This window comes from Priestia sp. 53B2 (assembly GCF_056099005.1).
In genome coordinates, this window is record NZ_JBLZXA010000008.1 from 180,572 (window position 1) to 206,652 (window position 26,081).

The window sequence follows — 26,081 nt, forward strand, 5'->3', positions numbered from 1 at the left end:
GGATCAGTCCCATCGTCTTTGCGCTTTTCTGTCTTTCTTTTAATCTTCAACCGGGAACCAGCCTGGCGTATTAATAACGGCTTGCCACAGCGGGTCAGGAATCACAAGCTTTTCCTGATCTTTTTTGCTTAACGTTGTAACAATTTCATTTTCGCGGCCTTCTTTGACTTTTTGAACCCAGTCTGGATCCATAATTAATTCACGGCCAATCGCAAGCAGTGGAATACCCGTTTCAAGAGCTGCTGCTGCTTCGTCTGCTGTATGAATAGAACCTACGCCCATCACAGGCACGCGACTTCCTACTCGCTCTTGAATAATTTCAATCCGTGAACGAGTATCTTCCACGCCTCGGCGCGGTTTTGACCAGAATTCCATTAGCGATACGTGAAGGTAATCAAGGTCTTTTTCTGCTAGTGCATCAACTAACTTCAACGTATCAGCCATTGTAATTCCAGGCGTTTCAGGCTCTTCTGGCGAGAAGCGATAGCCTACTAAAAATGGCTCTTTTGCATGTTTAGAAACGGCTTGCTTTACTTCGTCTACAATTGCTAGCGGGAATGTTAAGCGTTTTTCTACGCTGCCACCCCATTTATCTTCGCGACGATTAGAATGCGGAGAAAAGAACTGCTGAATTAAATAGTTATTTGCTCCGTGGATTTCAACTCCGTCAAATCCTGCTTCAATGGCACGGCGCGTCATCTCACCAAAATCATGAATAATGCCTTCGATTTCTTCATTTGTTAACTCTCGAGGCACCGGTGCTCCTTCTTGTTCTGCAGCAACAGCACTTGCGCTAACAACCTCTCCATTTGGAACAAGCTCAGGCGGACACATGCGGCCTCCGTGGAAAATTTGAAGAACTGCTTTTGCTCCTTGATCTTTAATTGCTGTTGCTAAACGGCGCAGGCTAGGAATCATTTCATCGCTGTCTGCAGCAAACTCTCCATGAAATCCTTTGCCGTTCGGCGTTCCGTATGTACATGCTGTAATGACCATGCTAACACCGTTTGAACGTCGTACATAGTAGTCTACTTCTGCATTTGATACTGTTCCATCTTCATTTGATGAAAAATTTGTCATAGGCGCAAGAATAACGCGGTTATTTAATTTGATGCCATTTGAAAAAGTAAATGGCTGTAAAAGCGGCTCATACTTTTTATTTGTCATTTTATTTCCCTCCAAAAATGATACGGTCAAAAATATTGGCATATTATAGGTAGAAACTGTTTTCCTTCCTATAATATGTGTCATTTAAAACTGTAACTTTAAAATATACTGTGATTTTAATCTGTACAGTTTTACCTGTCAAAGAATAAGACTTTCTCATATAAAATAGGCACTCATGTATTGAGTGCCTTTTTATCATTGCGAAAGAGGTTCCTGATTATACATCAATGCTTTCACTTTTACATATTGAGCTTCTAGCTCTTGAAGTGTCAGTTCGTATAGGTGCCGATTTCCTTTTTTATAAATACCAAAATTCAATAGCGCATTAATAAACCAATTTTTCTTATGTTCCGTTTCAGGCTGTGTGTGTTGTTTCACCATTTCCACCACCTAAGTTTATATCATATTAATTTTGCAAAGCATTTGCTTTTACATAAATGATTTTACTTCTGTACGATGAAAAAACAGTGAAATAGATAGCTTTTTTATTTAAATTTCTGCAGCCGGACCCGTCGTGTTTTTGCGTCTTTTTACTCCCGTTAATATTTTTTCAATATAACAAATAACAATAATAAAAACCGACATAATAGCAAAATAAGTACCGATTACAACAAAAGGATTCGGACTTTCAAAACCGCCTTCTTTTCCTTTCATTCCTCTTTCCAGACCTCCGCCATCGTGATCAAAGTTCGGACGTTCGTGACCAGCAGATGCCGTCGCAGAAGATTTGTTCTCGCTAAATGAATGGCGATCAAAATCCGGCTTCCCACCGCCTTTTTGCGGCATATCTGAGGAACTTAAATTCAGTACTCTCTCTACTCCTCCAAACTTTCCAAGAAAACCGGTCTCATTTATTTCGTATATGCCAACGACTAACAGTGCAACGGTTGCGAGCTTAGCTACTATGCTCAAGCTTTTCTTTGACTTTTTGAATTTCGTCATATTTTTACATACATTTATAACCCATTGCCAATGAAGACCTATGTGAGCGGCTACTAAAATTAACACTAAAAATGATACCGAAATATGCGAAACCTTAAACCACTGTTCATTCCCAACATTAATATTTGGAAATACTACTCTTGAAATAAAAATACCGCTTATCATAATAAATGACATCGTAATCAACAGCATGATATTTAAAAAGTAACCGAACTTTGTTCTGCGCGGAAGCTTGCGGTCAAATAATTTAACCGTAACTTTCTTTACCCACTGCCAGTTTAGTAGCACGTGGGTAAAAAAGGCGACGGCAATCGCTAGCCCCGCAATTTCATGAAACGTTAATCCTCCCAATACTTGTTTGTTAAAAAATAAAACAAACGTAACGGCCATTAAAAGATCCAGTCCAAACCGGACGTACATCATCTTTTTCACTCTATTCATTCTCCTCACCTATGTATTTGTCAAAACAATCTCTTTTTCATATTTCTTAATGTAAGCAGAGTTGGTGAAAATTAGGTGAAACGACTGATTTTTTTACCAAAATAACCAGTCCTGAGTTCTATAAAAAACAAAGTTCAATCATTTTTACTTTTTAGAAAATAGCTGTTGACAAAGAAAAAAGAAGCACGTATAGTAATGGTTATTCATCAAGAACTTTCAGATTTTAATCAAAAACACAGCGATTGGGAGTAGTAGAAGCTTATTATTCGGTCAAGAGAGCTACGGGTTGGTGCAACGTAGTCCAATAATACTTTGAACTCGCCCAGGAGTGGTAATTCAGAAAGAATGCAGAAGTATTCTCTAAGTTTTAACGTCTAACCTTCGTTATCAGGTTTTAAGCAGGGTTCTTTAAGAGCCAACAAGAGTGGTACCGCGGTCAGCTAAAGCTTATCGTCTCTTCTCTCATTTGATAATGAGGTAGGAGACGATAAGCTTTTTTTATTTTATAAAAAAGTGGAGGGAAAAGTCATGAAGAAGGACAACCAAGGTTTGCAGCGAACAATGACTTCACGTCACATTATGATGATGGCGCTAGGTGGAGCAATTGGCGCTGGTTTATTTAAAGGAAGCAGCTCAGCTATTGATATGGCAGGACCATCAGTTATCATTGCTTATTTAATTGGCGGAATTATTTTACTATTTATTATGCAAGGTCTTGCTGAAATGGCGGTTCGAAACAGTGACGCACGAACATTTCGTGATTTAGTTCAATCGATTTTAGGAAGCTACCCCGCTTATTTTTTAGACTGGATTTACTGGAAAATGTGGGTGTTAAACATTGCAGCTGAAGCCGTTGTAGCAGCTATTTTTATTCAGTACTGGCTTCCTGATTATCCAATTTGGATGCTTGCTTTAGGCGTATCCGTTATTGTCACAGTTATTAACTTGCTTTCGGTTAAAGCATTTGCTGAAACAGAATACTGGTTAGCATTAATTAAAATTACGGTCATTGTGATCTTTATCATCGCTGGACTTCTGTTACTATTTGTATCATTTGGTCACCATACCGCAGCGGGTTTTTCGAACTTGAGCGATCACGGCGGTTTCTTCCCTAAAGGACCAACTGGGTTAATTACAGCGATGCTAGTTGTCATCTACTCTTACGGTGGAACTGAAATCATCGGGGTAACTCTAGCTGAAACAAAAAACCCTGAAAAAGTAGTACCTAAAGCCGTGCGCAGCACATTAACGCGCATCATTGCTTTTTATCTGTTCCCGTTTTTTATCATCGTGAGCTTGATTCCTTGGAATGAAGTGAACGGCGTTTCTCAAAGTCCTTTTGTAATGGTATTTAAAATGATTGGAATTCCCGGAGCAGATCATATTATGAATGCCGTGATCTTGTTAGCCGTTATTTCTTCAATGAACTCAGGACTTTACGGCTCATCACGTATTTTGTATACGCAAGCAGTAGACGGTCGAGTGCCGAAGGTATTTTCGAAACTTTCTGTTAACAAAGTTCCTGTCTATGCAATCTTAATGTGTACATCATCCCTTTATGTGGGCGTGTTGATTTCCTTATTTGCAGGAAGTAAAACATTTGATTATTTGATGGGCTCCTTAGGATATACCGTGTTGTTTATTTGGTTGATTATTGCGATCGCACACTTAAAGTCCCGCAAAGTTCAGCCTGAAGCATCGAGCAGCTACTCTGTTAAATGGTTTCCTTATACGACGTGGGCTGCCCTAATTGCACTAAGCGCTATTTTAATTGGTGTTATCTGCACAACCTCCGTTGTTATTACGACTATTACACTAGCTATCTATTTATTTATTACAGCTACGTATATCTTTAAAGGCCGCTTTTATCAATCATCAGCAGTCAAGCACGCTAAATAAAAAAACGCCTCCTTTGAGTCATCAGAGGAGGCGTTTTTTTATTTAAAATGATAAGTACCAATAGCCAAGTGCAAAGCCGATATAGCTACCAATAATATAGCCAAGCGTTCCTACTACCAGGATAGGACCAACCAAGCTTCCCCATCCTTTAGCAATCGCCATTGCACTTGCTGTCGTAGGTCCCCCTACCGTTGCATTGCTCGCCAGTAAAATATGCTCTAAATCAATTTTAAATACTTTTCCTAAAATCAGTCCCACTATTAAATTACTCAGTCCCACAATGAGCACAAATAGAATCAAAAGAGGTGCTTTTTCAACAATTAATGGGATGGACGCCGGTACTCCAATGACAACGAAGAAAATATAAATGAAGTATGTGCCGATTTCTTGGCTCCCGCTAATATTTTTAAAATAAGAAGGAAACAGATAAATGACAAGAAACGTAAGTGTGGAAAGCAATAAGTATTTTTCGCTCAAAATAGTATGTAATAACGTTTGAACTACCGAAATATTTGGACCGGTTGGAATGATTGTTCCAAACCATTCGGCTAATTTAAATGACGCAACCACTAGAAAAAATGATGTACCAATTGAAGCCGCCACGTCTTTTAACGAAATTTCTTTTTTTGTCCAATATTTTTCTGCAAGCGTATGGCGATCATTTTCTCCATATTGCCCAGCCTCTACTTCTTGAATATGAGGCGTCTTAAAATGTTTTCTAAAAAACTTCATAGAAGGAACAAACATATACACGGCAAACAGTAAAGCCATAACCATATTATCAGCAACCACCGTCGCCGAAACCATTTGACTTGATGGTTCAAATTTGGCCGTAACGGTAGCAAAGTTAACCCCTCCGCCTACATAAGAAGCGCCGATAGCAGCTGCAATTTTTGCTAGTTCAGGAATATAATCTTTTAATAACAAGAAGCCCGCCGTGCTCCCTATGACCGTTCCTACTGCACAGATTAAGAAAATAAAAAGCAGTTTTCGGCTTTCTTGAAATAATTCTTTCATATTGACTTGAAATAACAATAATGGAATGGCAAGAGGTACTAGATACGCCCAAACCGCATCATAAACCGGAGACTCTGTTGGAATGATTTTTAAATTTGAAAGGATAAGCGCTCCTGCTAGCGCAACAATAGCTCCTGACAGAAAAGAAGCCCACTTATACTTTTGTTCGAGAAAAATACTAACAGAAGCCCAAATTGCTAGAATTCCCCATAGTGCCCACGTATCATCAGCTTGAATAATAGTAAAAATCACAAGCTACTCCTTTCTTTCTCTTTATAAGAAATAGAATTTTCAGAAAATACACCTTTAAATTTTATCAAAATATGCCAAATTCCGTCAATCCATAAAAAAAGCTTTCCACTCTAAAAGTGAAAAGCTTTTTTCTATTTACGAATCAAAACCGGAATCTGCTGCTGAATCTGCTGTAAAGGAGCGCTTGTTTTTTCTGTTAACGAACGCAAAATGCCGCCTTCGATCATACAGTTAATCACAACTGCGAGCTCTCCTGCCTGCTTCTCTTGAAATCCGCTCTCTATCATTTTTTCTCTAAAAAGTTTTTCCCAATCTTGAAACGCTGCGTAGCAGACTTCCCGCAGCGGTTCATTAATAAGCGCCGTTTCTCCAGCCAGCAGTCCAACAGGCATGCCAGCAATACTTTCTTCGTGTTCAAACTGCTTGGATAATTCTTCAATAAAATACTGAATAGCCTGCGCTGCGTCAGAAGATTTATTTAAACTTTCTTTAATTTGAACTTGAACGTATTTATTCGTATATTGAACAGCGTGAATCGCCAGTTCTTCTTTCCCTTTTGGAAAATAATAATAAAGAGACCCTTTTGGCGACCCGCTCTCTTTAATAATTTGATTTAATCCTGTTGCATGATAGCCTTGCAGCTGAAAAAGCCGCGATGCTGTTTCTAAAATCTTATCGCGTGCATTTGCTTTCTTCACAAAACGATGCCTCCCCTATATAATAAGTGGTTTCTATAACACTACTTATCATATAAGGAAATGAATTTTTTGTCAAAATAAAGTGAATATTTTACCATTTAAAGTTTCTTTTTCTCATTTCTTATGACCTAATAATTGTTTTTCTTACTTCTTCCGCTAACGGTTGAAGAGGCGTAATAATACGGTCGCTTACCTCTGCCGCCGCTTCTACCATCGAGAGCTGCGCCACTGAAACAACAGCGTCATGCTCTTTTATTAGCTCATGTAAGACATGTTTCACCTTCTGTTTATACTTCTCTAGGTTTCCTGTCATTACTAGTTCAAAAGCACCTTCTATCAAAACAGGGCGAACATTTATCTTTACATTTTGATAAAATGCAAATTCGTCTAGACGCTTCATTGTTCCTTCTACGGTTTCCGGATTTGTAAACACGATAAGCTGCGGTTCTTCTATTTCACATATTTGGTGAAAATAAGGCTCATCGATTTTAATAATTGGAATATCGCTTGTAAATGCTTCTGGTAAAAGAGCAATGTAATTCGTACACGTAAGTAAAATGGCATCCGCTGAACATTCTTCCATCCACTTTAACTGCTTTTCTACTTCTGCAGCTGCTGACTCCGCTGCAAACTTAGGGTCGGTTGTTACCCGATGTACAAGTCCAGGGTCTACGAAATGCATACAGTTCGCAAACGGTAGCGCTTTTTCTATATAAGAGATGTTCGAATGATGAGCGTGCAGGCAAGCAATTTTCTTCATCGTTTTCCTCCTGTATGATGGTCTTTGAAATACTGAATTAAAAATCCCTGGAACTTTTTCGCAACAGGAGTTAAATATTTATCTTTGTTCCACGCAATTCCAATTACCCTTGAAGCTGTGTCTTCTTTGAGCTTTATTTTTTTAATGCCTCGCAAGTCCACTCCCTTTATTTCAGGAAGCAAGGCAACCCCTAAATGAGCCGCCACAAAACCAATCACCGTCAAAAATTCTTCTCCTTCAAACGTAATATTTGGGACAATCTCGGCTTCTTCAAACAGCTGATCAAAAATTGTTCGGCTTCCGTATCCTTTTTTTAACGCGATAAACGATTCATGAGCCAACTCTGAAATCGAAAGCACTTGTTTTGAGGCAAACGAATGCGTATCAGGGACATACGCGTACAGCTCGTCTTTCCATAAATATTCCCACTGAATTCCTGCCCTAGATTCCGTTACGGAAGACATACAAAAATCAATTTCCCCCGTTTGAAGCTGATCGAGCATGATGTTCGTGGCGTTCTCAAAAATTTGAAATTGAACGTTCGGATACTCTTGTAAAAAAGCATGAACTAGTTTTGGGACGGAGGAAGCGCCTAATGATTTTAAAAAAGCAAACGAAATACTGCCGCGATGAGGGTGGATCAAATCTGAAAGCTCACGTTTAGCTTCTTCCATTTCGTTTAATACTTTAGCCGTTCGTTCGTAAAAAAGCCGTCCGTATCGATTTAAAATAACTTGCCTTCCTTTTCGTTCAAATAGCGGCACGCCAAGCTCTGATTCTAATTTAGAAATTGAGCGGCTGAGCGTAGGCTGCGCGATTGATAATTTTTCCGCTGCCTTTGTGAAATGTTCCGTTTGAGCTACAACATTAAAATATTCGAGCTGCTGCCATTCCATTTTTTCACATCCTTTACTTATTACATAATACTATCAATTTCATATAAATTATACATTGGACGTCATAAAAAATTCATGTTTAAATGAAGAACGTAGCACTTGCTAAAAATGTTATGTGTCTGCATAGAATAAGTGTTGAAAGAAGGAATTAGTTTATGGATGTTTCAATTGTTTTAACAATGTTAGCCGTCGGACTGATCTTAGGATTTGTTGGAGCAGGCGGATCAGGTTTTATTATTTCAATTTTAACGCTGCTGTACGGCGTATCTGTTCACGTTGCACTCGCAACGGCTCTTACCGCAATGATTTTCTCTTCTTTATCTGGCGCAGTCAGTCATTACCGCGAAGGTAACGTATCTTTAAAATCCGGTATCTCTGTTGGTATCCTCGGTGCATTAGGCGCTTGGATTGGGTCTAACCTTTCATCCTTTATCCCAGAAGGCGAGCTAAAATGGCTAACAGCCGGTATGCTTTTATTATCTGGCGTTTTACTTTGGCTGCGAATGTTTTTATTTTCCCGTCAGCAAAAAGAACGTACGATTCCAACAGGAGCTAAATTTGTCGTCTACTCTTTACTAATCGGCTTAATCACAGGCGCTCTGTCAGGAATGTTTGGAATTGGATCAACTCCATTTATCCAGCTTGGCCTTATGATGGTGTTAGGCTTGTCTATTCGTCAGTCGGCCGGAACGACAATGCTCGTTATTATTCCGATTGCCATCGGCGGAGGAATGGGCTATTATCAGCAGGGCTTTTTAGATATTCCGCTGTTGATCCAAGTAGTAGTCGGCACAATGGTCGGTTCATATATTGGAGCAAAGTTTACAAATCGCGTACCTGCTCCCGTATTAAAAACATCCCTTGTAGCGCTGCCTATTTGCTCCAGCTTCCTCCTTGTTATATAAGAAAAAAGCTTGAACTCTTGTTCAAGCTTTTTTTATGTCCATCTCATAAACAAACTGCTTTCCTTGGCTTCCAAAAATATGCCGGCCTGTATCGATAAAGCCGCTTCTTTTGTACAGCTGCTGCGCGGTCGTGTTTTTATAGTTCACGCCTAGCACCACTTCATTTTTAGTCGGAAAGTGATGGTTAATAAAAGAAGGAAGAAGTTTCAATGACTTTTTGCCAACTCCCTTTCCTTGATAATCAGGATGAATGGAATACGACCGTATTAAAAGCGCGCCGGAGCTCTCGGTATATTCTTTAACGGCTTCCCCTGCGTCGAGCACGAAAAAGCCGGCTAGTTTGTTTTCTGCCAAAATTAAAACAGGCGCTCTGTCCTTTTCCTGCTCACAATTAGCTAAGGCTTCAGCGGGAAGTGCCGTATAAATAAGCTGCTCTTCAGGTAGCGTATAGCTATGTATAGACGAGTCGTAGGCTTCACTATAACACGCTAGCGCTACGTTTTTTGTCTTCTCCATTTTCTGCTGTACTCCTTTTCTTTTTTCATAGTATATCACTCAAAAAAAAAAGCCGCATAAAGCGGCTTGCCCTTTATCTAGCGTCGGATACAACGGTAAAGCGTTCGTTTACATGCTCTCCTCGCTCAATTTCATCAATGACTGCAATGGCGTAATCAGCATAGCTGACATGGCTGTTTCCTTCTGAGTTTAAAATAACATGATCTTTCCCTGTTTTATAAGCATCCGTTCGTTTTCCTGAAGGATTAAAAAATGCTGCTGGGCTAATAAACGTCCAATTAATATCGCTTGTACTTTCTAAGTCTTTTAAATTTTGAGCTTGGCTGTCAGCTGTCGCTTTATACTCTTTTGGAAAATCAGGCGTATCTGCTAGACGCGTCGTTTTCTCTTCATCGACAAACAAACTTCCTGCTCCTCCTACAACAAGAAGACGAACGTCCGGAGCTTGTTTAAATACATGGATTAACGATTGCCCCGCTTCTACATGCAGATGTTCTTTTCCTTCAGGAGCTCCAAACGCATTCACTACTGCGTCGAAACCTTCAATATCGTTTGCCGTAATATCAAAGATGTCTTTTTCCAATGTACGAACATCCTTTTCTTCTACTTTGCCCGCATCACGTACAATTGCTGTTACGTCATGCCCGCGATTTAAAGCCTCTTTCACGATAAAACTTCCTGCTTTTCCTGTAGCACCTACCACTCCAATTTTCATTTTATAACCTCCAGTAAAATTCTCTATACTTAGTAGTAGCCTCTTTTTGCTCTGCTAAAACACGACAAAACGGTTTAATCAAGATAGAGAACAAATAAAGAGACTGGAGCAAAAGTATTTTAGTTGAAGGAAGATCCGAACGTAGGTTTTATATATGTAGGTACTTCTAGCGGTTGATTGGAGGGCAAGGCGAAGACTCCTGCGGGAAAAGCGGAACAGGTGAGACCCCGCAGGAGCGCAAGCGACGAGGAGGCTCACCGGCCGCCCGCGGAAAGCCTTGCACGGAAATCAACTGCGATGTACTAAACGATCCATACTGCCCCCTTTATCCATTTGTTCGACTTTAGACTAATTTAGTTATGCCTTAATCTCTTTGACAAAAAATAAATAAATAAATAAATAAGTGCTTATTCAATTTCAATAAATAACACGTGAGCCATAGAATGAATTGATTTAATCAATTCTACTTTATTCCCTTTCTTTTTTGCTTTTCCTTTTATTTCAACAAAATAGAGCAGTTCACCTTGATGATGATCTCGGTGAATTTCATAGGATGAAATCATAATATTTTCCCTTTCAATCTTATCAAGGAGCTCATAAATATCCTCTTGATTCGCTGCACGAAACTTAATTAAAATGGAATGAGTAGAAAAAGATGTAAACATCACGTTCAATATTTCTAAGCCAATCAGCACCAATATAGTTGCACTAATGCCGACTGTATACATACCCGCCCCAATGGTTAAACCAATTCCCGACGTTGCCCATACGCCTGCGGCTGTTGTGAGCCCTCTAATATGCTGCTTTTGGATAATAATCATACCTGCTCCTAAAAAACCAATACCGCTTACTACTTGTGCTGCAACCCGGCTCGGATCAAGGGCCATATGATCTTGATGAAGCACATCTGAAAAGCCATATTTCGAAATTAGCATAATCAGCGTGCTACCGACAGCAACTAAAAAATGAGTTCGCAAGCCCGCTTCTTTTGCTCTAAATTCTCTTTCTAATCCAACCAAAGCTCCTAACAGACCTGATAGGGCTAGACGACTAATAAAAGCTGCGGTCATTTTTCCCCCCCCTCCTTTCCCTTCATCTTCATTTTTTCATAAACGCACCTATTAACTATTTCTATTTTTGTTATAATTTACTATAACTAATTTTTGAAGTGGAGGCTAATCAAAGTGGATAAAATTATCGATTATTACAGCAGATTTGATGAGTGGGGAAGATTAGAACGCGAGCCTATTGAGTTTCAAGTAAACTGGCATTTTATCAAAAAACACCTTCCTCCCAGCGGACATATTTTAGATAACGGTGCTGGACCTGGAAGATATGCCTTAAAACTAGCAGAAAACGGCTACGAATTAACTCTAACTGATTTGACGCCTCATTTAGTTCAAACAGCTAAGGAAAAGGCTTTAGAACGGCAAGTATACAATGCATTTCGTGATTTTCACGTGGCAGATGCTCGAAACCTTCAATGTTGCCTGGATGAACAATTTCATGCAGCACTGATGCTTGGACCAATGTATCATTTGCAGAAGAAACAAGATCGCATTCAAGCTGTCCGAGAGCTGTATCGAGTCACAAAGCCAGGCGGAACTGTCTTTATTTCGTTTATGCCCCGTGTTCAGCACGTCATTTCTTCTTTAACATCCCCGGAGAGTTTAAGACCAAACAACACGGCAAAAGCGCTTCATGATTTCTATGAATCTGGCTGTTTTGATCATGCCGAAGAAGGACGATTTACTCACGTTTATTACACTAAAATTGAGGATATTATTCCTTTTTTAGCGAACCATGGATTCCAATGTGTTGAGCTAATTGCCTCTAACGTTGCTTCGTCAGTTAATTCAAAGGAGTGGACGTACTGGCAGGAAACTTCTTCTGAAGAAATGAACAGCATCGTTCAGCTCCTTATTCAACAAGCATCAAGTTCTTATCACCTTGGACTGTCTTCTCATTTACTCTATATCGGGCGAAAACACTAATAATCACCTCTATTTACCATAGGATAAATAGAGGTGATTATTAATGAACCGTTTATTCAAATGGAGTACGAGCACTTTGCTATGTTTGATGTACTGCTTTTTGATTCCCCTTCCCTCTTATGCAAGCGGTGACTCTTACTCTTCCTATGCAGAACTGCAGCAGCACGAAATTCTTCACCAAGACTACGACATTCGCTACGAGCAGCGCTTTAGCTACCTATCCATTATCGCCATTCACGGCGGCGGAATTGAACCGGGTACATCAGAAGTCGCCAAAGAACTCGCCGACCGTTTTTCCGCTTCTTACTATTTATTTGAAGGCATCAAGTCCACTAACAACGGAGTTCTGCACATAACCTCAGAAAACTTTGACGAACCGATTGCTAGAGGAATGGCTCAGCAAAGTATGTCCGTTTTGACGATTCACGGCTACAGCGGGAGTCAGCCTATCGTATATGTAGGCGGAAAAAATCAGCTTTATAAAGAGCTGGTGAAGCAAGCGCTACGCAAAAATGACTTTACAGTCCGTGACGCTCCTTCTGACATTTCCGGAACAAGCGAACAAAATATTGCAAATGATAATTTGCTAAAAGCTGGAGTACAGCTTGAACTGACGGCCGAACTAAGGAAATCATTTTTCGCAAACCATGACTGGTCGAGAAACAACCGCATGAATATAACGCCGCTTTTTCATACATTTGTCACTTCCTTACAAGAAGCATCTTCTTCCTATCAAACTTTCCTTTACTTTCAAGTTCACTAACTGATCAACTCTTGCCTGTTCCTTGATTTCCAGACAAAAAAGCCAGCGCAGTCTGTATAATCAAACGCGCTGGTTCTTATCTATTTCTCTCGCTAAAATAGACCGTTTAAAGTCTTTTTGTTTAAAGAACTCTTTAATTTCACTTCTTAGTGGACGAACCAAGCTTTAAACAGCGAATCTATGCCCCTTTTTATCTCTTCTTCAGACAGTCCCGCAAATCCAAGCAATACATATGGCGTCTGGTTTTCATTAGCAGTATGATAATAAATAGACGTTGGATAAATCGTTACCTCTTGCTTGGCAGCTGCTTCAATTAGTTTCTGTTCACTCATACCGTTTTTTACTTTAAGAAGAATATGCAAGCCAGAATGTTCTCCAATAACATCTACACGTTCTCCCATAATAGTAGTTAAGCACTCTAGCAGCAGCGCTTGTTTCTTGCGGTATGCTGTTCTCATTTTATTCAAGTGACGTTCCCAATGCCCTTCTTTCATAAACAGAAAAAGCGTATGCTGATGAAGTCTTGAAACAGGCTGTTTAAAAAGGCCACAGTGCTTCACATAGCTTGTAAGAAGCCGGTGTGGCAGCACGGCATAACTTATTCGAAGAGAAGGCATCAACGACTTTGAAAACGTTCCCGTATAAATAACGCGATCGTCTTGATCTAATCCTTGAAGCGCCGGAATCGGTTTTCCTTTATAGCGAAATTCCCCGTCATAGTCATCTTCTATAATATAGCCATTCGTTTCTGCCGCCCACTCTAGTAGTTCAAGTCTTCTTGCAATCGGCATGACCATACCAATAGGAAATTGGTGAGACGGCGTAATGTACACCGCATTCGCTCCGCTTTGTTTCAGTTCCTTCACTTTCAAGCCAGAATCATCAAGAGAAATAGGGAGCACCGGCATACCTTGCTTTTGAAAAACGTGCCTCGTTCGGTGAAAACCTGGATTTTCGAATCCAATTATTTTTTCTTTCCCCAAGGTGACAGAAAGCAGCCACATGAGGTACTGTGTACCTGCACCTATTACAATTTGCTCCGCTGTGCAGCGCACTCCTCTTGAGTGGTAAAGGTACGCTGCAATTTCTTGGCGAAGAAGCAGTTCACCCTGCGGATGTCCGCTGTAAAAAAGCTGGCTTTCACCATGATAAATAGCTTGCACCGTTAGCTTTTTCCACGTATTATACGGAAATTTTTCCACATCTATCTTTCCGTGGCTAAAATCAATAGCAGTCGATTTCCGTTCTTCTTGCGGTAAAGAGACATAGGCGGGAGGCTGTTTTTGAAGCACGACTTCATTCTTTATCTCTTTTACAAATGCTCCTTTCCTGGCTAGTATCTCGATATAGCCTTCAGCTTCTAACTGTACATAAGCCGCTTCAACCGTATTTTGGCTAATGCTTAAATGAAGAGCTAACTTTCGTTTAGAAGGCAGTTTTTCATGAGGCGGAATGGTACCTTTTTGAATTTGTTTCTTTATGTAAGTATAAAGCTGCATGTACAAGGGATCTGCTTTTCTTTTATCAAGCAAAGGCATTAACTCTAACATGGTGTTCGTTCCTTTCTAACTGATACTATTAAAATTACTGTTTCTGACACTTACTCTCCATTCAGTTTCTTTATACACTGGACTATATCTTATCCCTCAAGGAGATGACACAATGACCATTATTTATAAAACCAATGCTTCAATCCGTGCAGAACAAGCCGCTGAAGTGTTTGTACATTCAGGTATTAAACGTCCTGCACAAGATCTTGATCGGATTCAAAGAATGCTTGATCACGCTTCTCTTACTATTACCGCTTGGAACAACAGCGAACTCATTGGCATAGCCAGAGCGTTAACAGATTTTAGCTACTGCTGCTATTTATCGGATTTAGCTGTTGTAAAAGATTATCAAAATCAAGGAATCGGTACACAGCTCATCAAACACGTTCAATCAGAAATCGGCGAAGAAACCGCACTGATTTTACTTTCCGCTCCTTCTGCTATGAACTACTATCCAAAAGTCGGATTTCATCAAATTGATAATGGGTTTAAAATTGGGAGAATTCGATAGGTAAAAAAGGCAAAAAACTTCCTTCCCTACTAAACTATTATTATTTTACATCTTTTCAATATGATGGTACAATATTCAAAGATTAAGGCTATGATACTTCTTCCTTCTCATCCAACTCTTAGAATTTAGAGGTGTCCCTTTCCTTAATCCATTAACTTAACTATACATATATTTAAAGTCAGGAAGCACAGCGCCTGGCTTTTTCTGTGCAAATCATACATGGTGGTGTTTGAATGAAAAACGATATTTTTTTAAGAAGACAGTCTAAAATAATTATAAAGCAAGGATCAGATATATTAGCCCCTGCTTATGTAGCTTCCATGTTAAAAAACATTGAAGCATTAGGATTTACAGCTTCAGCTTCTTTAATTGATCGGTTACTCACTCTTTCGTTCTACGAATTTATGTCTTTTTATGAGCAGCTTCTCTTATCTTTAAAAAGACTTGTTGGCGCTCATGTCAAATATAAACCGATGTATCCTAACTTTCCAAACGAAGTCATGCAAGCGTCCGAAGCAGAACTATACATAAATGCCGTAGTTCACTATCTGACTGGGATTTTACCAACCAGTGAAAAACAAGACGTTGTTCCACTGTTAGATACTACAGATTTGCGGATTATTGACCTCGGAACGGATGAAGAATTCGGCCTTATGATGCGTCAATTAATTGGTGCCAATACCTCATTATCGCAAACAGATCAAGCAGATATCGAATGGTCTCTTGTCAATTTACATGCATTAGACCTACTTCCAGAAGTCATTCCTCAAAAAGAAAATGCTGCATTTGTTAGCTCAGTTTTAATTAAAACAAAAAAACTACCTATTGATGTCTTGTCTTCTTATTTTAAAACAGCAACAGACGTTTTACGTTTGGCAACCGCTTTATCTGATGGCGATATTAGCCTTTCATCACCCACTTTATTTAAGAAGTTTAGTCGTTTTGAACGTCGGAGCTTGTTGCAGCTGCTAGAAAGCACTCCAAACGTAGAAGAAGATATGTTTCGTTATAAAGTAAAGTGGATTCGTTTAGGTGAAATTTTACATCCTGGGGAATACAAACATCGATTTCCTCACGCTGCTAAAGGATTTGATGCTGTTCGAAATCATAAAAAACCATTGACCTTCTATAGTAAAGTAGAGAAAGCACTCGAGCAACAAGACGTCTCAAAAGCAGTTTCACTTTTAGAAAAACGTCCAGGTGACTTTGCTAGACGAATTGACCATTTACTGCGCTTGTCTACTGGGGAACAAGAAGCAGCTTCTATTATTACAGCATTTGCAACGGTCGCTCATCATGTCTCTACGCCAGTACTGCTTCAGCTCTATTCTCATATGAAGCATCGACATCATAAACAAGATATGCGCGTAGTGTTTCCGAAAGGGAATGTGTCCAAAGTAATGGCGCTTGATAATCCCTTACCTTCTCTTCGTAAGGATCTTTGTGAAGGTGTAATAAATGCATGCAAAGCTGCTTTACATGACCGTTTTGCCAAGCTACCACCTCTTGGAAATGTATGGGTTGATGAACGTTTGCATGAACAAACTATACCATTTACACAGCGTTCAAGCAGCAAAGCGTTAAAAACGATTAGTAGGGGAAGTAAATTAACAATACCTGAAGGCGACACGCTTCGTTTTTTCATTTGGTGGAAAGAAGGCTTTGTAAATGGTGAACACACCGGTAGTGTAGATATTGATTTATCTGCCGGAATTTACGATGAAAACTGGCTGTATAAAGAGTATATTTCCTATACAAACTTATCTTCAAAAAGCTTCAAAGCTTTCCACAGCGGAGATATTACATCTGCCCCTAAGGGAGCATGTGAATTTATTGACTTGCATATCCCTACTGTTCTAAAAAAAGGCGGCCGTTATGTATTAATGAACGTTTATTCATTTTCCATTCAACCTTTTGTTATGCTTCCCGAATGCTTTGGAGGATGGATGATCAGACAGCACGTAGAGTCCGGCGAGATATTCGAACCTTCTACCGTACAAAATAAAGTAGATCTTGCTAGTGATTCCACTATCTCCATCCCTTTAATTTTTGATTTACAAGAGCGGAAATTAATCTGGACGGATATTTCGCTGCATCATCATGTTGAATTTGAAAATAATCTTGAACAAAACAATGGATCTGTCTCTCTTATGGGAAAAGCCATGACAAAGCTGTTGAAGCCAACGCTTTATGATCTTTTTTCATTTCACGCACAAGCTAGAGGAATACTTGTCCATGACAAACAAAAAGCTGACACTATTTATTCGCTTGATGAAGGTATTACTCCTTATGATATTGAAACAATTATTGAAACCTACCTAAACTAATTATTTATAGGAAATTAAGAACAAATAAAATAAAAGAAAAGACCTCTTTCCAAGAAAGAGGTCTTTTCTTTTATTTCACTAGCTTTTGCTCAGCTGCAGCTGAACCTTGACTTCGTTTATGAAATCCTTTTGCGTAGTACGCGATAATAAGACCGATAAACCATAATGGTCCGATGACAACTGCAATTCTTGTATCTGGATTATATGCCATCAGAACCACCACCAGCGCTAGGAACGCAAGTGACACATAAGATGTTAACGGAAATAAAGGCATTTTATATTTCAGCTTTGCCTCTTCACCTTTTTTTAACGTTTTGCGATACTTAATTTGAGAAAGTAAAATAATTCCCCATGTCCAAATCGCACCGAATGTTGCAATGCTTGTTACCCACGTAAATACTTTGGCAGGCACAATGTAGTTTAACGCTACTCCGACTAATAGCGCACCCGCTGATGCTAAAACAGCTTTTCCCGGTACGCCGCCTTTTGTAAGCTGGCCGTATCCTTTTGGTGCTTCTCCGTGCTCTGCTAAGTTAAACAGCATACGGCCTGTACTAAAAATACCGCTGTTACAAGAAGAAAGAGCTGCTGTTAGCACGACAAAGTTAATGATACCAGCCGCCGCTGGAATGCCGATTTTTTCAAATGTTAATACAAACGGGCTTCCCTGTGAACCAATTTCTTGCCACGGATAAATCGACATAATGACAAATAACGCACCGACGTAGAAAATCAGAATACGCCAAAAGACAGAATCAATCGCTCTTGCTAGAGATTTTTCGGGATTTTTCACTTCTCCCGCGGTAACGCCGATCATTTCAATTCCTAAATACGCAAACATGACCATTTGCAGCGACAGCAAAATACCTTTGAATCCGTTCGGGAACAGTCCACCATTGTCCCACAAGTTTTTGATACCAGTCGCAACGCCGCCGTTGCCGATTCCAAACACAATCATTAATAATCCAACGGCAATCATTAATACAATCGCTAAAATTTTAATAAGTGCAAACCAAAATTCCAGTTCACCATATGCCTTAACAGCTAAGAAGTTAACCGTTGTCATGATGACAAGCGCCGATAAAGCCCAAATCCAGTTTGGTACATCCGGATACCAATACCCCATATAAATACCAACGGCTGTAATTTCAGCCATACATGTTACAACCCATAAAAACCAGTAGTTCCAACCTGTTAAATAACCAGCAAGCGGCCCTAAGTAGTCGCGTGCGTACTTGCTGAATGAACCTGCAACAGGTTTTTGAATCGCCATTTCTCCAAGTGCTCTCATAATAAAAAACATAATCATTCCGCTAAATCCGTACGCCAATAATATTCCTGGTCCTGCTAATTTAATAGCAGATGCAGATCCAAGAAACAGTCCTACCCCTATGGCTGCTCCTAAGGACATCAGCGTCACATGTCTTTCTTCTAACCCGCGTTTCAATTCTTTCCCCTGAGTTTTCCCCTGCATAAACGTCTCCCCTTTTTCCAATCTGTCAAAACGAGATGAACACAGCCTTTTTTGTTAGCGCTTTCATATAAGTTTGTGCTAAAAGACAGCTAGGCTGTATATTTGTATTCTATCACCTTTCTCTCACTTTTCTTTTGTCGAAAAACAAAAAAATTATCTTATCATTTTGTTTAAACGCACAATTAGACATAGGCCCTGCTTTTTTAATATGTATTTATTATTGCACTTAAGTAATAGTATTTTTTAAAAATAGAAAAACGCCGACTCAACTCCGTCAGCGCATCGTTCATTTTATGCTTTTTTATAAAAACTAGCATTTATCTCGCGGGTTCAAAAGTTTTACAGCCAGGTTCTTCCATTCCAGAAACATGGTGACTACTTTCAGGACTCACAACGTAAATGGACTCTGCACTGCATTTATTTCCGGATTTCCAATACATGCACTCATTCACTTCACATAATACACCTTGGGCCACGGTTATCCCTCCTTTTCTTGTCTTATCTATTTACTACCCGAAATATAGCACTTCTAACATTTTCACGTAAAAAAAACCGCTTGTTTATCAAGCAGATTTTTTTATTGCGTGTGTTCAACATACTGTTTTTTAGCTAAATATAACTCACGGCTCAGCGTGATCCGTCTTTCTCTCAAGCGGCTTAATTTAGCCTGAAATTGTTCGTTAGTTGGTTCTTCTTGAATCAAGCGATACGTAAAAGAAATATCTTCATTTAACTGTTTAAAATCTTCCCATATCTCTTGAACGAGTGCAGATTGTTTGTCTTCAAATGAGCGATTTTGCCTCGTTTTTAGGACCGCTAAAATTTCATGCTGCCACGTTTCGTCTTTTATTTCTTTGGCTAATAAGTATAGATCTAAATAATCATCAGTGCTTAACGCTGTTTGTCTATTGTTCAATGTCCTCACCTTTTCTATACGAAATGTTTCTTCCTAAGAAGAGGATTTCATCATAGAAAAAGATTCCTCTTCTTATCTGTCAGAGCTAGGCTATGCTGGAATTAGCACCATTCAATAATTGTGGTTGCTGAGGCTTCAAAGGGCCAGTCCCTCCACCTCTCTAGATAAGAATATTCCGTTTTTAAATTATTTCTGACTATTCTAATATGTTTTATAAGTTACGTCAATAGCTTTTCAATAAAAAGAAAAAAGAAGTAAAATATGGTATGCTTTCATAAAGGATGGTGAGCACATGAAACGATATCTGTTATCTGCTTTTTTGGGAAGCTTGCTGCTGCTTCTTACTATTGCTTTTTCATCTACTTTCCATATTGCAATTGTCAAAACAACGGGAAGCATTGGAGGGATTATTTTAGCAGCGGCAGCTTTGATTATGAACGCGCTTGAAGATCCCCCCTCCTCAGACAATATAGGTGGAGGAGCCGTTGAAGTACTAGATAAAGGCTCTGTTTGGGCTACTTATTTACTTTTACTTTCATTACCAAACCTCATCGCATGTATAACATCTTATGTTTTATGGACTCGCTGACATTCACTAACGTTACGGACATTTTACCACCTGCAGGCTCATTGATATTTGTTTATCTACAAATCCAAGTTCACGATACACATGCTGTGCAAAATTCCCAGCATGAACGCTGAGTCTGATTTCACGGTACCCTTTGATAGACAATTCATCAATTGCTTTTTGCATTAACGGCTTGGCTAGACCTTGCCCGCGGTATTCTGGTACAACATATAATTCGTAAATAAAGCCAATTTCTTCTTTTGAAAAGAAGTCGGCAGATGGGCCGACAAGAACCCAGCCTGCGAGTTTATTTTCTTGTCTCGAAACTAAATAATAACAGCCTTTTTCAAGGGCACTACCAACTAGTTCATTTACGCGTTCAGTTGACGGATGAAACTGCTTCATTGTTCCTTCAAACAGCGCACCAGCAGATTTCGTTCGAATTTCCTGTAATTCTTCTTCAGTAGCTTTTACAATCATTACGATCTCTCCTTTCGTGTTCGTTTTCCACATGCAGAGATAAATTCCTGCAAAAAAAGTCTTCGCCTAAGCGAAGACTTTTATTTAAATTCAAATTGCTCTTGATGATTACCTTGTTCGTCCGTCCAGTTGATCATGATGTCTAAACCTGCCGCTTTTCCAGGAACAGCAAAATTCGCATAGCGAAAACGCTGACCGCTTTTGCTTAAGTTAGACCTTTCAATAGGAGAAAACAAGCTGTATTTCGCCTTATTTTTTCCTTCGTGTCGAAAAGCTTGGACCTGCACGCGCTCTACGTCTTTTCCAATGTTTTCAACGGTTAATCCATATGTATGATAGACGTTATTTTTCCACTTTAGCTGATTATCTCCCGTCATGCTCGCTTTTGTCAGTTCAACCGACCATTGTTCAGATGATTTCTTCATTGGAAGCTTCTCAATCGAAAGAGCGCTGACATGAATGGCTGCAAAAGCAAGCCAAACAAAACAAAAAGTGCTGACTGTATAAAATAGTCTTTTCATAGATTTTGATCTCCTTAGAAATTTTAGTAGTAGCATTTCCTGTTAACTTAAAAATTATGATAAACGCTTTAACAAAAAAAGCCTCTCCATTTAGGAGAAGCTTCTTAAATTAATGCATAAGCAAATCTTTGTGTTTGTCTAATGAGTGTTTTGTATATAAATCTCTTTCAATCGCATATTTAGGACGCTGTTTCACTTCGTTGAAAATTTTGCCAATGTATTCTCCGACAAGACCCATTCCCATTAGCTGCAGGCCGCCTACAAGCCAAATTGATAAAATAAGAGACGTCCAGCCGATTTGCGTATGATCTAAATATTTTTGAATCAGCGCATAAATACCAAACGCAATACTAAAGAGAAAAGAAGCTCCTCCAAGCAGCGTTAATAAGCGTATCGGCGCTACGCTAAAAGATGTAATCCCATCAAATGCAAAAGCAAGCATTTTCTTTAACGGATATTTTGATTCGCCCGCCATCCGTTCTTTTCGGTCATATGTGACTTCCGTGGAGCGAAATCCTACTAATGGTACAAGGCCTCGTAAAAAAACGTTTCCTTCTTTATATTTCATGAGTTCGCCAAGAGCACGTTTGCTCATGAGACGAAAATCAGCGTGATTTTGAACGAGCTGAATTCCTAGCTTATTCATAAAACGGTAAAACCCTACTGCCGTGGTTCGTTTAAAAAATGTATCGGTTTCTCTGCTGTCTCGAACACCATATACGACTTCATACCCGAGCCAATATTTCTCCACAAAAGTACGAATGACGCTGATATCATCTTGCAAATCTGCGTCAATGGAAATGACGCAGTCAGATTGCTTATGGGCTGCTTCTAGTCCTGCGAGCAAAGCATTTTGATGTCCTACATTTCGCGCTAGCTTTAACCCTTTTACAAACAAATTGCTGCAGCTTTCTTTTTCAATAAGCGACCACGTGCTGTCTTTGCTCCCATCGTCTACAAATAAAATGGTACTTTCACTTGATACAAAACGTTCATTTATCAGTTCTTTTACTACAGTAGTTAATTGAAAAGATGTTTCTGTGAATACTTCTTCTTCGTTGTAACATGGAACAACAATCGTTAAAATAGGTCTGTTCATGTTATTGCCCCCTTACTTTGCTTCATATACATACACTTTCCAAGCGGACTGTTTATCGGTAAACGCTTTTAAAAAGTGCAAACCGTCGCTTTCAGCATTTTCGATTGGCACGGCTGAAAAGATATAGCGACCGCCCATTTTTTTAAATTGGCTGATATTAAGCTGCAAATGACGGATTTTTTTCGTTGAGTCTTTTCGGTAATCATATTTTTTCCCTAGCTTGCTAACAAACACATAGCAGCGGTTGCCCCAGTGATCATAGTAGCTTTCTAACTTTTTATTTTTATCAAGCTCTTTGGCAATGATTTTACGAAACTCATGTTTATACGTTAACGGATAGAAGTTGTTATACGTATCTAGCGTATAAAAGCCGTTATACTGAGCAATTGATGGATGAAGCCCAATGCTTGCTACCCGATAAGATGATTTAGGTTTCCCTATATATCGGCTGATTTCATCGAATTGATGGACAGCATAAAATTCTTTGACTGACGGCTCGTGATTGTAGCGATAATAAAGCTCAGGGTTCGCTATAAATAACACAAGCAGCTGTAAAACCAAACACACCCACACAAACTTTTTCCACGCTTTGCCCCGTTTCCATAAAACATAGCCGCCAACTGCAAACATCAAATAAATAATGAGCGGGCGTAAAAAATGAAATCTAGCAAAGTTAAACGTATTTAAAAGCTGAAATTTTTCTTTTAGCGGCTCCCATCCTTTATAAAACCAAAACGCATACCAAATCGACAGTAGGAGATTAAGAACAAATAACTGCAAAAACGTTTTTTCAAGCTTTCCTTTCTGATTGCGAGCGACAATCCACAGTACAATAAAAGAAAGCGGTAAAATGACAAAGGTATGAAGCGTCATTACATGTGTATGCCCAAGCGTATAGTTCTTCAAAGCAAGGCGAATGGAATGTCCGAAACTTAGAGTAGAGCTTAAAAATTCATTTCGACTCGTCGGGGCCTCCGGAAATAAAAGAGAATCAACAAGCCGGTATTCAATGAGCAGAAAGACAGCGGTCATCGCTGCAATACTGCTTAAAAAAGGCATATTCCACGCTCGTTTTTTTACTGCATCTCTTAGCCATAGCAGCCCCATCGCTGCTAAAAAGAAGAAAAATCCTAGCACAAAACTCGCGTAAAATGGAAGCAGCAAAAGTGTAAGCCATTCCTTCCACGTTCCTTCGCGGTTTCGAATGGTTAAAAACGCCCACAGCGCCAGCGGCTGTCCTAATGTACTCAGCATGCCCGAAGGCCAAAATGGCGTAAGTGCAAAAGCAAGTGATACAAGCACTCGAATCGCATAAGCATCCTCGCTTTTAATAAAATGCTTTTTTAATAATAAATACATTCCAATTAAAGCAAATACGCGCGTGATCGTTTGGCTGAGGCTGTACGCAAGCATGGTAGGAAACAAACCATACAGCCACTGAATACCGCTAAATTCTGTTCCAAACGCATTCCTCGGCAATCCGTTAATAATTTGAGGTAATACGGCATGACTGGAGCCAAACAGCTCTCCGCTTCGATGCAGAACTTTATACCACGTAATATTTGAGTCTAAATTATCGTGCACGCGTATATGTGAATTTTCCCCGAGCAAAAACATAGGAGATACATACGCAAGCAGCAAAAGGAAAGCGATAATAAGCAATGTTTTTTCTTTATTCATAGCTGTTTCTTTCTTCATCTGTTAACACCTATTTCCATTTCATAATTGCTAGAAGCTAATCGTGTATGACGACTGCTTCTTTTTTTGCATTAAATACAAAGTATTTTTGACCCGTATAATTTAAAAGCGTATACAGACCTGTTCCAATTAATATACCGACGTCTTTTTTGAACGGACGCACAGCAGCAGGAAGTTGGTGCAATAACCAGCTGGAGAACTGCAGTCCAATATAGTAAGACAAGCCGTAGCAAACGCCAATAACCAAAATAAAACGCAGTATGCTTGTAGATAAATGAACTCCGCTTTTAAACGTAAATATTCGATTTAATACGTAGCTAACGACTGCCCCCGCTGCGTTGCCCAAAAACGTTGCTGCCCAGTAATGATGAAAAATATGAAGCAGCACATACATAATGGAGAGACCTACTCCTGTATTGACCATCCCTACTACTAAAAAACGTACAAAAGATCCTTTCATACAAACTCCTTTTGATTTTGATACTTTCATTAAAATTACATATTATTACTTTAAATACAGTTTCAGTGTAGCAACTCCACTTAAAAATCTAATGAAAATAACATTAAAAACAGATGAAAAAAAGCTAAAAGAATCAATAAAAATCAGGATTCTTTTAGCTATTTAGTAGAGCCTTCAATGATTAATTTTTGGTCGCTTTGATTGTCAAACGCATCCACTGCCGCTACTTCTATTTGATACGCAGTATGAGGCTGCAAACCTGATAACGGGAGACTTAAAACATCTGGAACAGGATCGCTGTAATATTGAGAAAATGCATTATATGTTTTGACCACTTCTCCAGTTTCTTTATTTTTGACGGTAATGCGATAAGAATGAACCATCAGATTATCCACCGCTTGCGTAAACTGTATATAAAGCTGATTCGATGAAGCTTTTTCTTGTATAACAGAAATAGTAGAGCTTGGAAGAAAAATCGGTTTTACTAAATCTCGTTCATTCGTGTAGTGAAATTTTTTTGTATTTGCAGGTATGTCAATTTCCCACGCTTCTCCCGTCCACTTATTTGCGTGAAAATCCCGCCTTTTAACGACTACTTTTCGATTATAAACCTCTACAAGAAGACCTTGACTCACGTCTCGGTAGCCAGGAGGAAGTTCACCTTGTAAATATCCAGCACCAGGCCATATATACCGAACAGAAGACGTTGCAAGAGATGTAAAATCTCTTTGAAAAATAGTACGAGGATCGTCTAACGGATGGTGGGTATGACCAGAAAATGTAATGACTTGCGGATAAGGTTTTAACGTATTGTAAAGAAGCTGTTCATTCACTTCTATCCCCCATCTGTTTTTCCCGTACAGTGTATTGTTAATAGGCTGATGAATAAAGACAAAAATCGGTTTTTTAGGATCGTCTCGCTTTGCTATCTTCAACTGTTCAGCAAGCCAGTTAATTTGTTTGCCTGAATAATCACCGGCGGTCAGACGGCTTTCTGTTCCAAGCATGATAAAATGATATCCTTTTATCACTTGATGAAAATAAAGAGCTTTCATTTTAGTTTTAGATAAAAAACGCTGCTGCGCTTGCTGATTAGTTACGCTGTCCCGGTATTCATGATTACCAATCGTAAAAAGAGATACGGCCTGCGGCTGTTTATTTTGATTATAAATAGAAAAAAAGCGGTCGTATTCTTTTAACGCGCCGGTATCAGCCAAATCTCCTACTACTACAAAGGCATCTTGTTTCGGTGCCTGTTCATTTAATTGCGTTAATGCATGTTGAAAAGTACGCAAATCAAGCGTTCCTGTTTCCTTAATATGAACATCACTAATCACAGGAAAAACTAGCTTTGGTTCGATGTATCCGCTTCGTCCGCTCTTCTCTTCGGCTCGTACGTTTAAGGTAATACCGCATATAAGAACACTTATTAATACTAAAGCGAGCCAGTCTTTTTTCAGCGTTTCCATAAAACCGCCGAGCATGATGCTTCCTCCTTTCTTCACTGCTGCG

The 26,081-nt window shown here is 39.3% G+C and carries 28 protein-coding genes, 1 riboswitch and 1 other annotated feature; of the genes, 8 read left to right on the plus strand and 20 right to left on the minus strand.

Going from position 1 to position 26,081, the window contains the following annotated elements; translation table 11 throughout:
* Window positions 1-39: 39 nt before the first annotated feature.
* From ACN6NE_RS04295 to ACN6NE_RS04305, 3 genes are all read right to left on the minus strand, one after another.
* Window positions 40-1,167, minus strand: a complete 1,128-nt coding sequence (locus ACN6NE_RS04295) for an NADH-dependent flavin oxidoreductase (protein ID WP_129704198.1) — start codon at window positions 1,165-1,167, stop codon at window positions 40-42.
* Between the two features lie 195 nt (window positions 1,168-1,362).
* Window positions 1,363-1,548 carry a Fur-regulated basic protein FbpA gene (locus tag ACN6NE_RS04300; protein ID WP_129704201.1) on the minus strand — a complete coding sequence of 62 codons (186 nt, stop codon included), beginning with the start codon at window positions 1,546-1,548 and terminating at the stop codon, window positions 1,363-1,365.
* Between the two features lie 108 nt (window positions 1,549-1,656).
* Window positions 1,657-2,550 (minus strand): DUF4405 domain-containing protein, encoded by an 894-nt coding sequence (locus ACN6NE_RS04305; protein ID WP_474324683.1) that lies wholly within the window; start codon window positions 2,548-2,550, stop codon window positions 1,657-1,659.
* Window positions 2,551-2,779: 229 nt separating this feature from the next.
* Window positions 2,780-3,011: a binding site (T-box leader), on the plus strand.
* A 67-nt stretch (window positions 3,012-3,078) separates the two neighbouring features.
* Between ACN6NE_RS04305 and ACN6NE_RS04310 the strand changes: the two genes are divergently transcribed.
* Window positions 3,079-4,449, plus strand: coding sequence for an amino acid permease (locus ACN6NE_RS04310; RefSeq protein WP_377542150.1), 1,371 nt, complete (start codon window positions 3,079-3,081; stop codon window positions 4,447-4,449).
* A 42-nt stretch (window positions 4,450-4,491) separates the two neighbouring features.
* Here the strand turns inward: ACN6NE_RS04310 and ACN6NE_RS04315 are convergent, their stop codons facing one another.
* The 4 genes from ACN6NE_RS04315 to ACN6NE_RS04330 form a co-directional block, all read right to left on the minus strand.
* The gene (locus tag ACN6NE_RS04315; RefSeq protein WP_474324685.1) at window positions 4,492-5,718 is read right to left on the minus strand and encodes a DUF819 family protein; all 1,227 of its coding nucleotides are present in this window, start codon (window positions 5,716-5,718) and stop codon (window positions 4,492-4,494) included.
* Between the two features lie 131 nt (window positions 5,719-5,849).
* On the minus strand, window positions 5,850-6,416 hold the full coding sequence (locus tag ACN6NE_RS04320; RefSeq protein ID WP_129704207.1) for a TetR/AcrR family transcriptional regulator: 567 nt from the start codon (window positions 6,414-6,416) through the stop codon (window positions 5,850-5,852).
* Between the two features lie 121 nt (window positions 6,417-6,537).
* The gene (locus ACN6NE_RS04325) at window positions 6,538-7,176 is read right to left on the minus strand and encodes a hypothetical protein (protein ID WP_474324687.1); all 639 of its coding nucleotides are present in this window, start codon (window positions 7,174-7,176) and stop codon (window positions 6,538-6,540) included.
* On the minus strand, window positions 7,173-8,072 hold the full coding sequence (locus ACN6NE_RS04330; protein WP_474324689.1) for a LysR family transcriptional regulator: 900 nt from the start codon (window positions 8,070-8,072) through the stop codon (window positions 7,173-7,175). The genes ACN6NE_RS04325 and ACN6NE_RS04330 overlap by 4 nt, the downstream gene beginning before the upstream one ends.
* 155 nt (window positions 8,073-8,227) lie before the next feature.
* On the opposite strand from ACN6NE_RS04330, the gene ACN6NE_RS04335 reads away from it, so the two are divergent.
* Entirely contained in the window at window positions 8,228-8,977 is a 750-nt protein-coding gene (locus tag ACN6NE_RS04335) for a sulfite exporter TauE/SafE family protein (RefSeq protein WP_014458620.1), read from the plus strand.
* Window positions 8,978-8,998: 21 nt separating this feature from the next.
* On the opposite strand, the gene ACN6NE_RS04340 is transcribed toward ACN6NE_RS04335, so the two are convergent.
* The gene (locus ACN6NE_RS04340) at window positions 8,999-9,493 is read right to left on the minus strand and encodes a GNAT family N-acetyltransferase (RefSeq protein ID WP_129704213.1); all 495 of its coding nucleotides are present in this window, start codon (window positions 9,491-9,493) and stop codon (window positions 8,999-9,001) included.
* A 73-nt stretch (window positions 9,494-9,566) separates the two neighbouring features.
* Window positions 9,567-10,208, minus strand: coding sequence for an NAD(P)-dependent oxidoreductase (locus ACN6NE_RS04345; protein ID WP_057234027.1), 642 nt, complete (start codon window positions 10,206-10,208; stop codon window positions 9,567-9,569).
* A gap of 173 nt (window positions 10,209-10,381) precedes the next feature.
* Between ACN6NE_RS04345 and ACN6NE_RS04350 the strand changes: the two genes are divergently transcribed.
* Complete coding sequence (locus ACN6NE_RS04350) at window positions 10,382-10,555, plus strand: hypothetical protein (protein ID WP_474324691.1); 174 nt, start codon at window positions 10,382-10,384, stop codon at window positions 10,553-10,555.
* Window positions 10,556-10,615: 60 nt separating this feature from the next.
* Here the strand turns inward: ACN6NE_RS04350 and ACN6NE_RS04355 are convergent, their stop codons facing one another.
* Window positions 10,616-11,278 carry an MgtC/SapB family protein gene (locus ACN6NE_RS04355; RefSeq protein WP_474324692.1) on the minus strand — a complete coding sequence of 221 codons (663 nt, stop codon included), beginning with the start codon at window positions 11,276-11,278 and terminating at the stop codon, window positions 10,616-10,618.
* Window positions 11,279-11,392: 114 nt separating this feature from the next.
* On the opposite strand from ACN6NE_RS04355, the gene ACN6NE_RS04360 reads away from it, so the two are divergent.
* Window positions 11,393-12,202 carry a class I SAM-dependent methyltransferase gene (locus tag ACN6NE_RS04360; RefSeq protein WP_129704217.1) on the plus strand — a complete coding sequence of 270 codons (810 nt, stop codon included), beginning with the start codon at window positions 11,393-11,395 and terminating at the stop codon, window positions 12,200-12,202.
* A gap of 43 nt (window positions 12,203-12,245) precedes the next feature.
* A complete protein-coding gene (locus ACN6NE_RS04365) occupies window positions 12,246-12,965 on the plus strand; it encodes a poly-gamma-glutamate hydrolase family protein (protein WP_129704219.1) in 720 nt (239 codons plus the stop codon).
* A gap of 146 nt (window positions 12,966-13,111) precedes the next feature.
* Here the strand turns inward: ACN6NE_RS04365 and pdxR are convergent, their stop codons facing one another.
* The gene (gene pdxR, locus ACN6NE_RS04370; RefSeq protein ID WP_474324695.1) at window positions 13,112-14,515 is read right to left on the minus strand and encodes a MocR-like pyridoxine biosynthesis transcription factor PdxR; all 1,404 of its coding nucleotides are present in this window, start codon (window positions 14,513-14,515) and stop codon (window positions 13,112-13,114) included.
* Window positions 14,516-14,627: 112 nt separating this feature from the next.
* On the opposite strand from pdxR, the gene ACN6NE_RS04375 reads away from it, so the two are divergent.
* Together ACN6NE_RS04375 and ACN6NE_RS04380 are read left to right on the plus strand one after the other, a co-directional pair.
* On the plus strand, window positions 14,628-15,026 hold the full coding sequence (locus tag ACN6NE_RS04375) for a GNAT family N-acetyltransferase (RefSeq protein ID WP_129704223.1): 399 nt from the start codon (window positions 14,628-14,630) through the stop codon (window positions 15,024-15,026).
* A gap of 233 nt (window positions 15,027-15,259) precedes the next feature.
* The gene (locus ACN6NE_RS04380; protein ID WP_474324697.1) at window positions 15,260-17,353 is read left to right on the plus strand and encodes a TerD family protein; all 2,094 of its coding nucleotides are present in this window, start codon (window positions 15,260-15,262) and stop codon (window positions 17,351-17,353) included.
* 70 nt (window positions 17,354-17,423) lie between these two features.
* Here the strand turns inward: ACN6NE_RS04380 and alaP are convergent, their stop codons facing one another.
* From alaP to ACN6NE_RS04395, 3 genes are all read right to left on the minus strand, one after another.
* Complete coding sequence (gene alaP, locus ACN6NE_RS04385; protein ID WP_164796294.1) at window positions 17,424-18,827, minus strand: alanine permease AlaP; 1,404 nt, start codon at window positions 18,825-18,827, stop codon at window positions 17,424-17,426.
* Between the two features lie 317 nt (window positions 18,828-19,144).
* The gene (locus tag ACN6NE_RS04390) at window positions 19,145-19,303 is read right to left on the minus strand and encodes a DUF1540 domain-containing protein (protein ID WP_474324699.1); all 159 of its coding nucleotides are present in this window, start codon (window positions 19,301-19,303) and stop codon (window positions 19,145-19,147) included.
* A gap of 101 nt (window positions 19,304-19,404) precedes the next feature.
* A complete protein-coding gene (locus ACN6NE_RS04395) occupies window positions 19,405-19,743 on the minus strand; it encodes a hypothetical protein (protein WP_474324701.1) in 339 nt (112 codons plus the stop codon).
* A 69-nt stretch (window positions 19,744-19,812) separates the two neighbouring features.
* Window positions 19,813-19,914, minus strand: a riboswitch (SAM riboswitch).
* A 121-nt stretch (window positions 19,915-20,035) separates the two neighbouring features.
* On the opposite strand from ACN6NE_RS04395, the gene ACN6NE_RS04400 reads away from it, so the two are divergent.
* Window positions 20,036-20,332 carry a hypothetical protein gene (locus tag ACN6NE_RS04400; protein WP_129704231.1) on the plus strand — a complete coding sequence of 99 codons (297 nt, stop codon included), beginning with the start codon at window positions 20,036-20,038 and terminating at the stop codon, window positions 20,330-20,332.
* Window positions 20,333-20,344: 12 nt separating this feature from the next.
* Here ACN6NE_RS04400 and ACN6NE_RS04405 read toward each other — a convergent pair whose 3' ends face one another.
* The 6 genes from ACN6NE_RS04405 to ACN6NE_RS04430 form a co-directional block, all read right to left on the minus strand.
* On the minus strand, window positions 20,345-20,791 hold the full coding sequence (locus tag ACN6NE_RS04405) for a GNAT family N-acetyltransferase (RefSeq protein WP_129704233.1): 447 nt from the start codon (window positions 20,789-20,791) through the stop codon (window positions 20,345-20,347).
* Between the two features lie 80 nt (window positions 20,792-20,871).
* Complete coding sequence (locus ACN6NE_RS04410; protein ID WP_129704234.1) at window positions 20,872-21,312, minus strand: hypothetical protein; 441 nt, start codon at window positions 21,310-21,312, stop codon at window positions 20,872-20,874.
* A gap of 109 nt (window positions 21,313-21,421) precedes the next feature.
* Window positions 21,422-22,411 (minus strand): glycosyltransferase family 2 protein, encoded by a 990-nt coding sequence (locus tag ACN6NE_RS04415; protein ID WP_474324704.1) that lies wholly within the window; start codon window positions 22,409-22,411, stop codon window positions 21,422-21,424.
* 12 nt (window positions 22,412-22,423) lie between these two features.
* The gene (locus ACN6NE_RS04420) at window positions 22,424-24,109 is read right to left on the minus strand and encodes a DUF6044 family protein (protein ID WP_474324706.1); all 1,686 of its coding nucleotides are present in this window, start codon (window positions 24,107-24,109) and stop codon (window positions 22,424-22,426) included.
* A gap of 37 nt (window positions 24,110-24,146) precedes the next feature.
* The gene (locus tag ACN6NE_RS04425) at window positions 24,147-24,569 is read right to left on the minus strand and encodes a GtrA family protein (protein ID WP_474324707.1); all 423 of its coding nucleotides are present in this window, start codon (window positions 24,567-24,569) and stop codon (window positions 24,147-24,149) included.
* Window positions 24,570-24,727: 158 nt separating this feature from the next.
* The gene (locus ACN6NE_RS04430) at window positions 24,728-26,053 is read right to left on the minus strand and encodes a metallophosphoesterase (protein WP_474324709.1); all 1,326 of its coding nucleotides are present in this window, start codon (window positions 26,051-26,053) and stop codon (window positions 24,728-24,730) included.
* Between the last annotated feature and the right edge of the window lie 28 nt (window positions 26,054-26,081).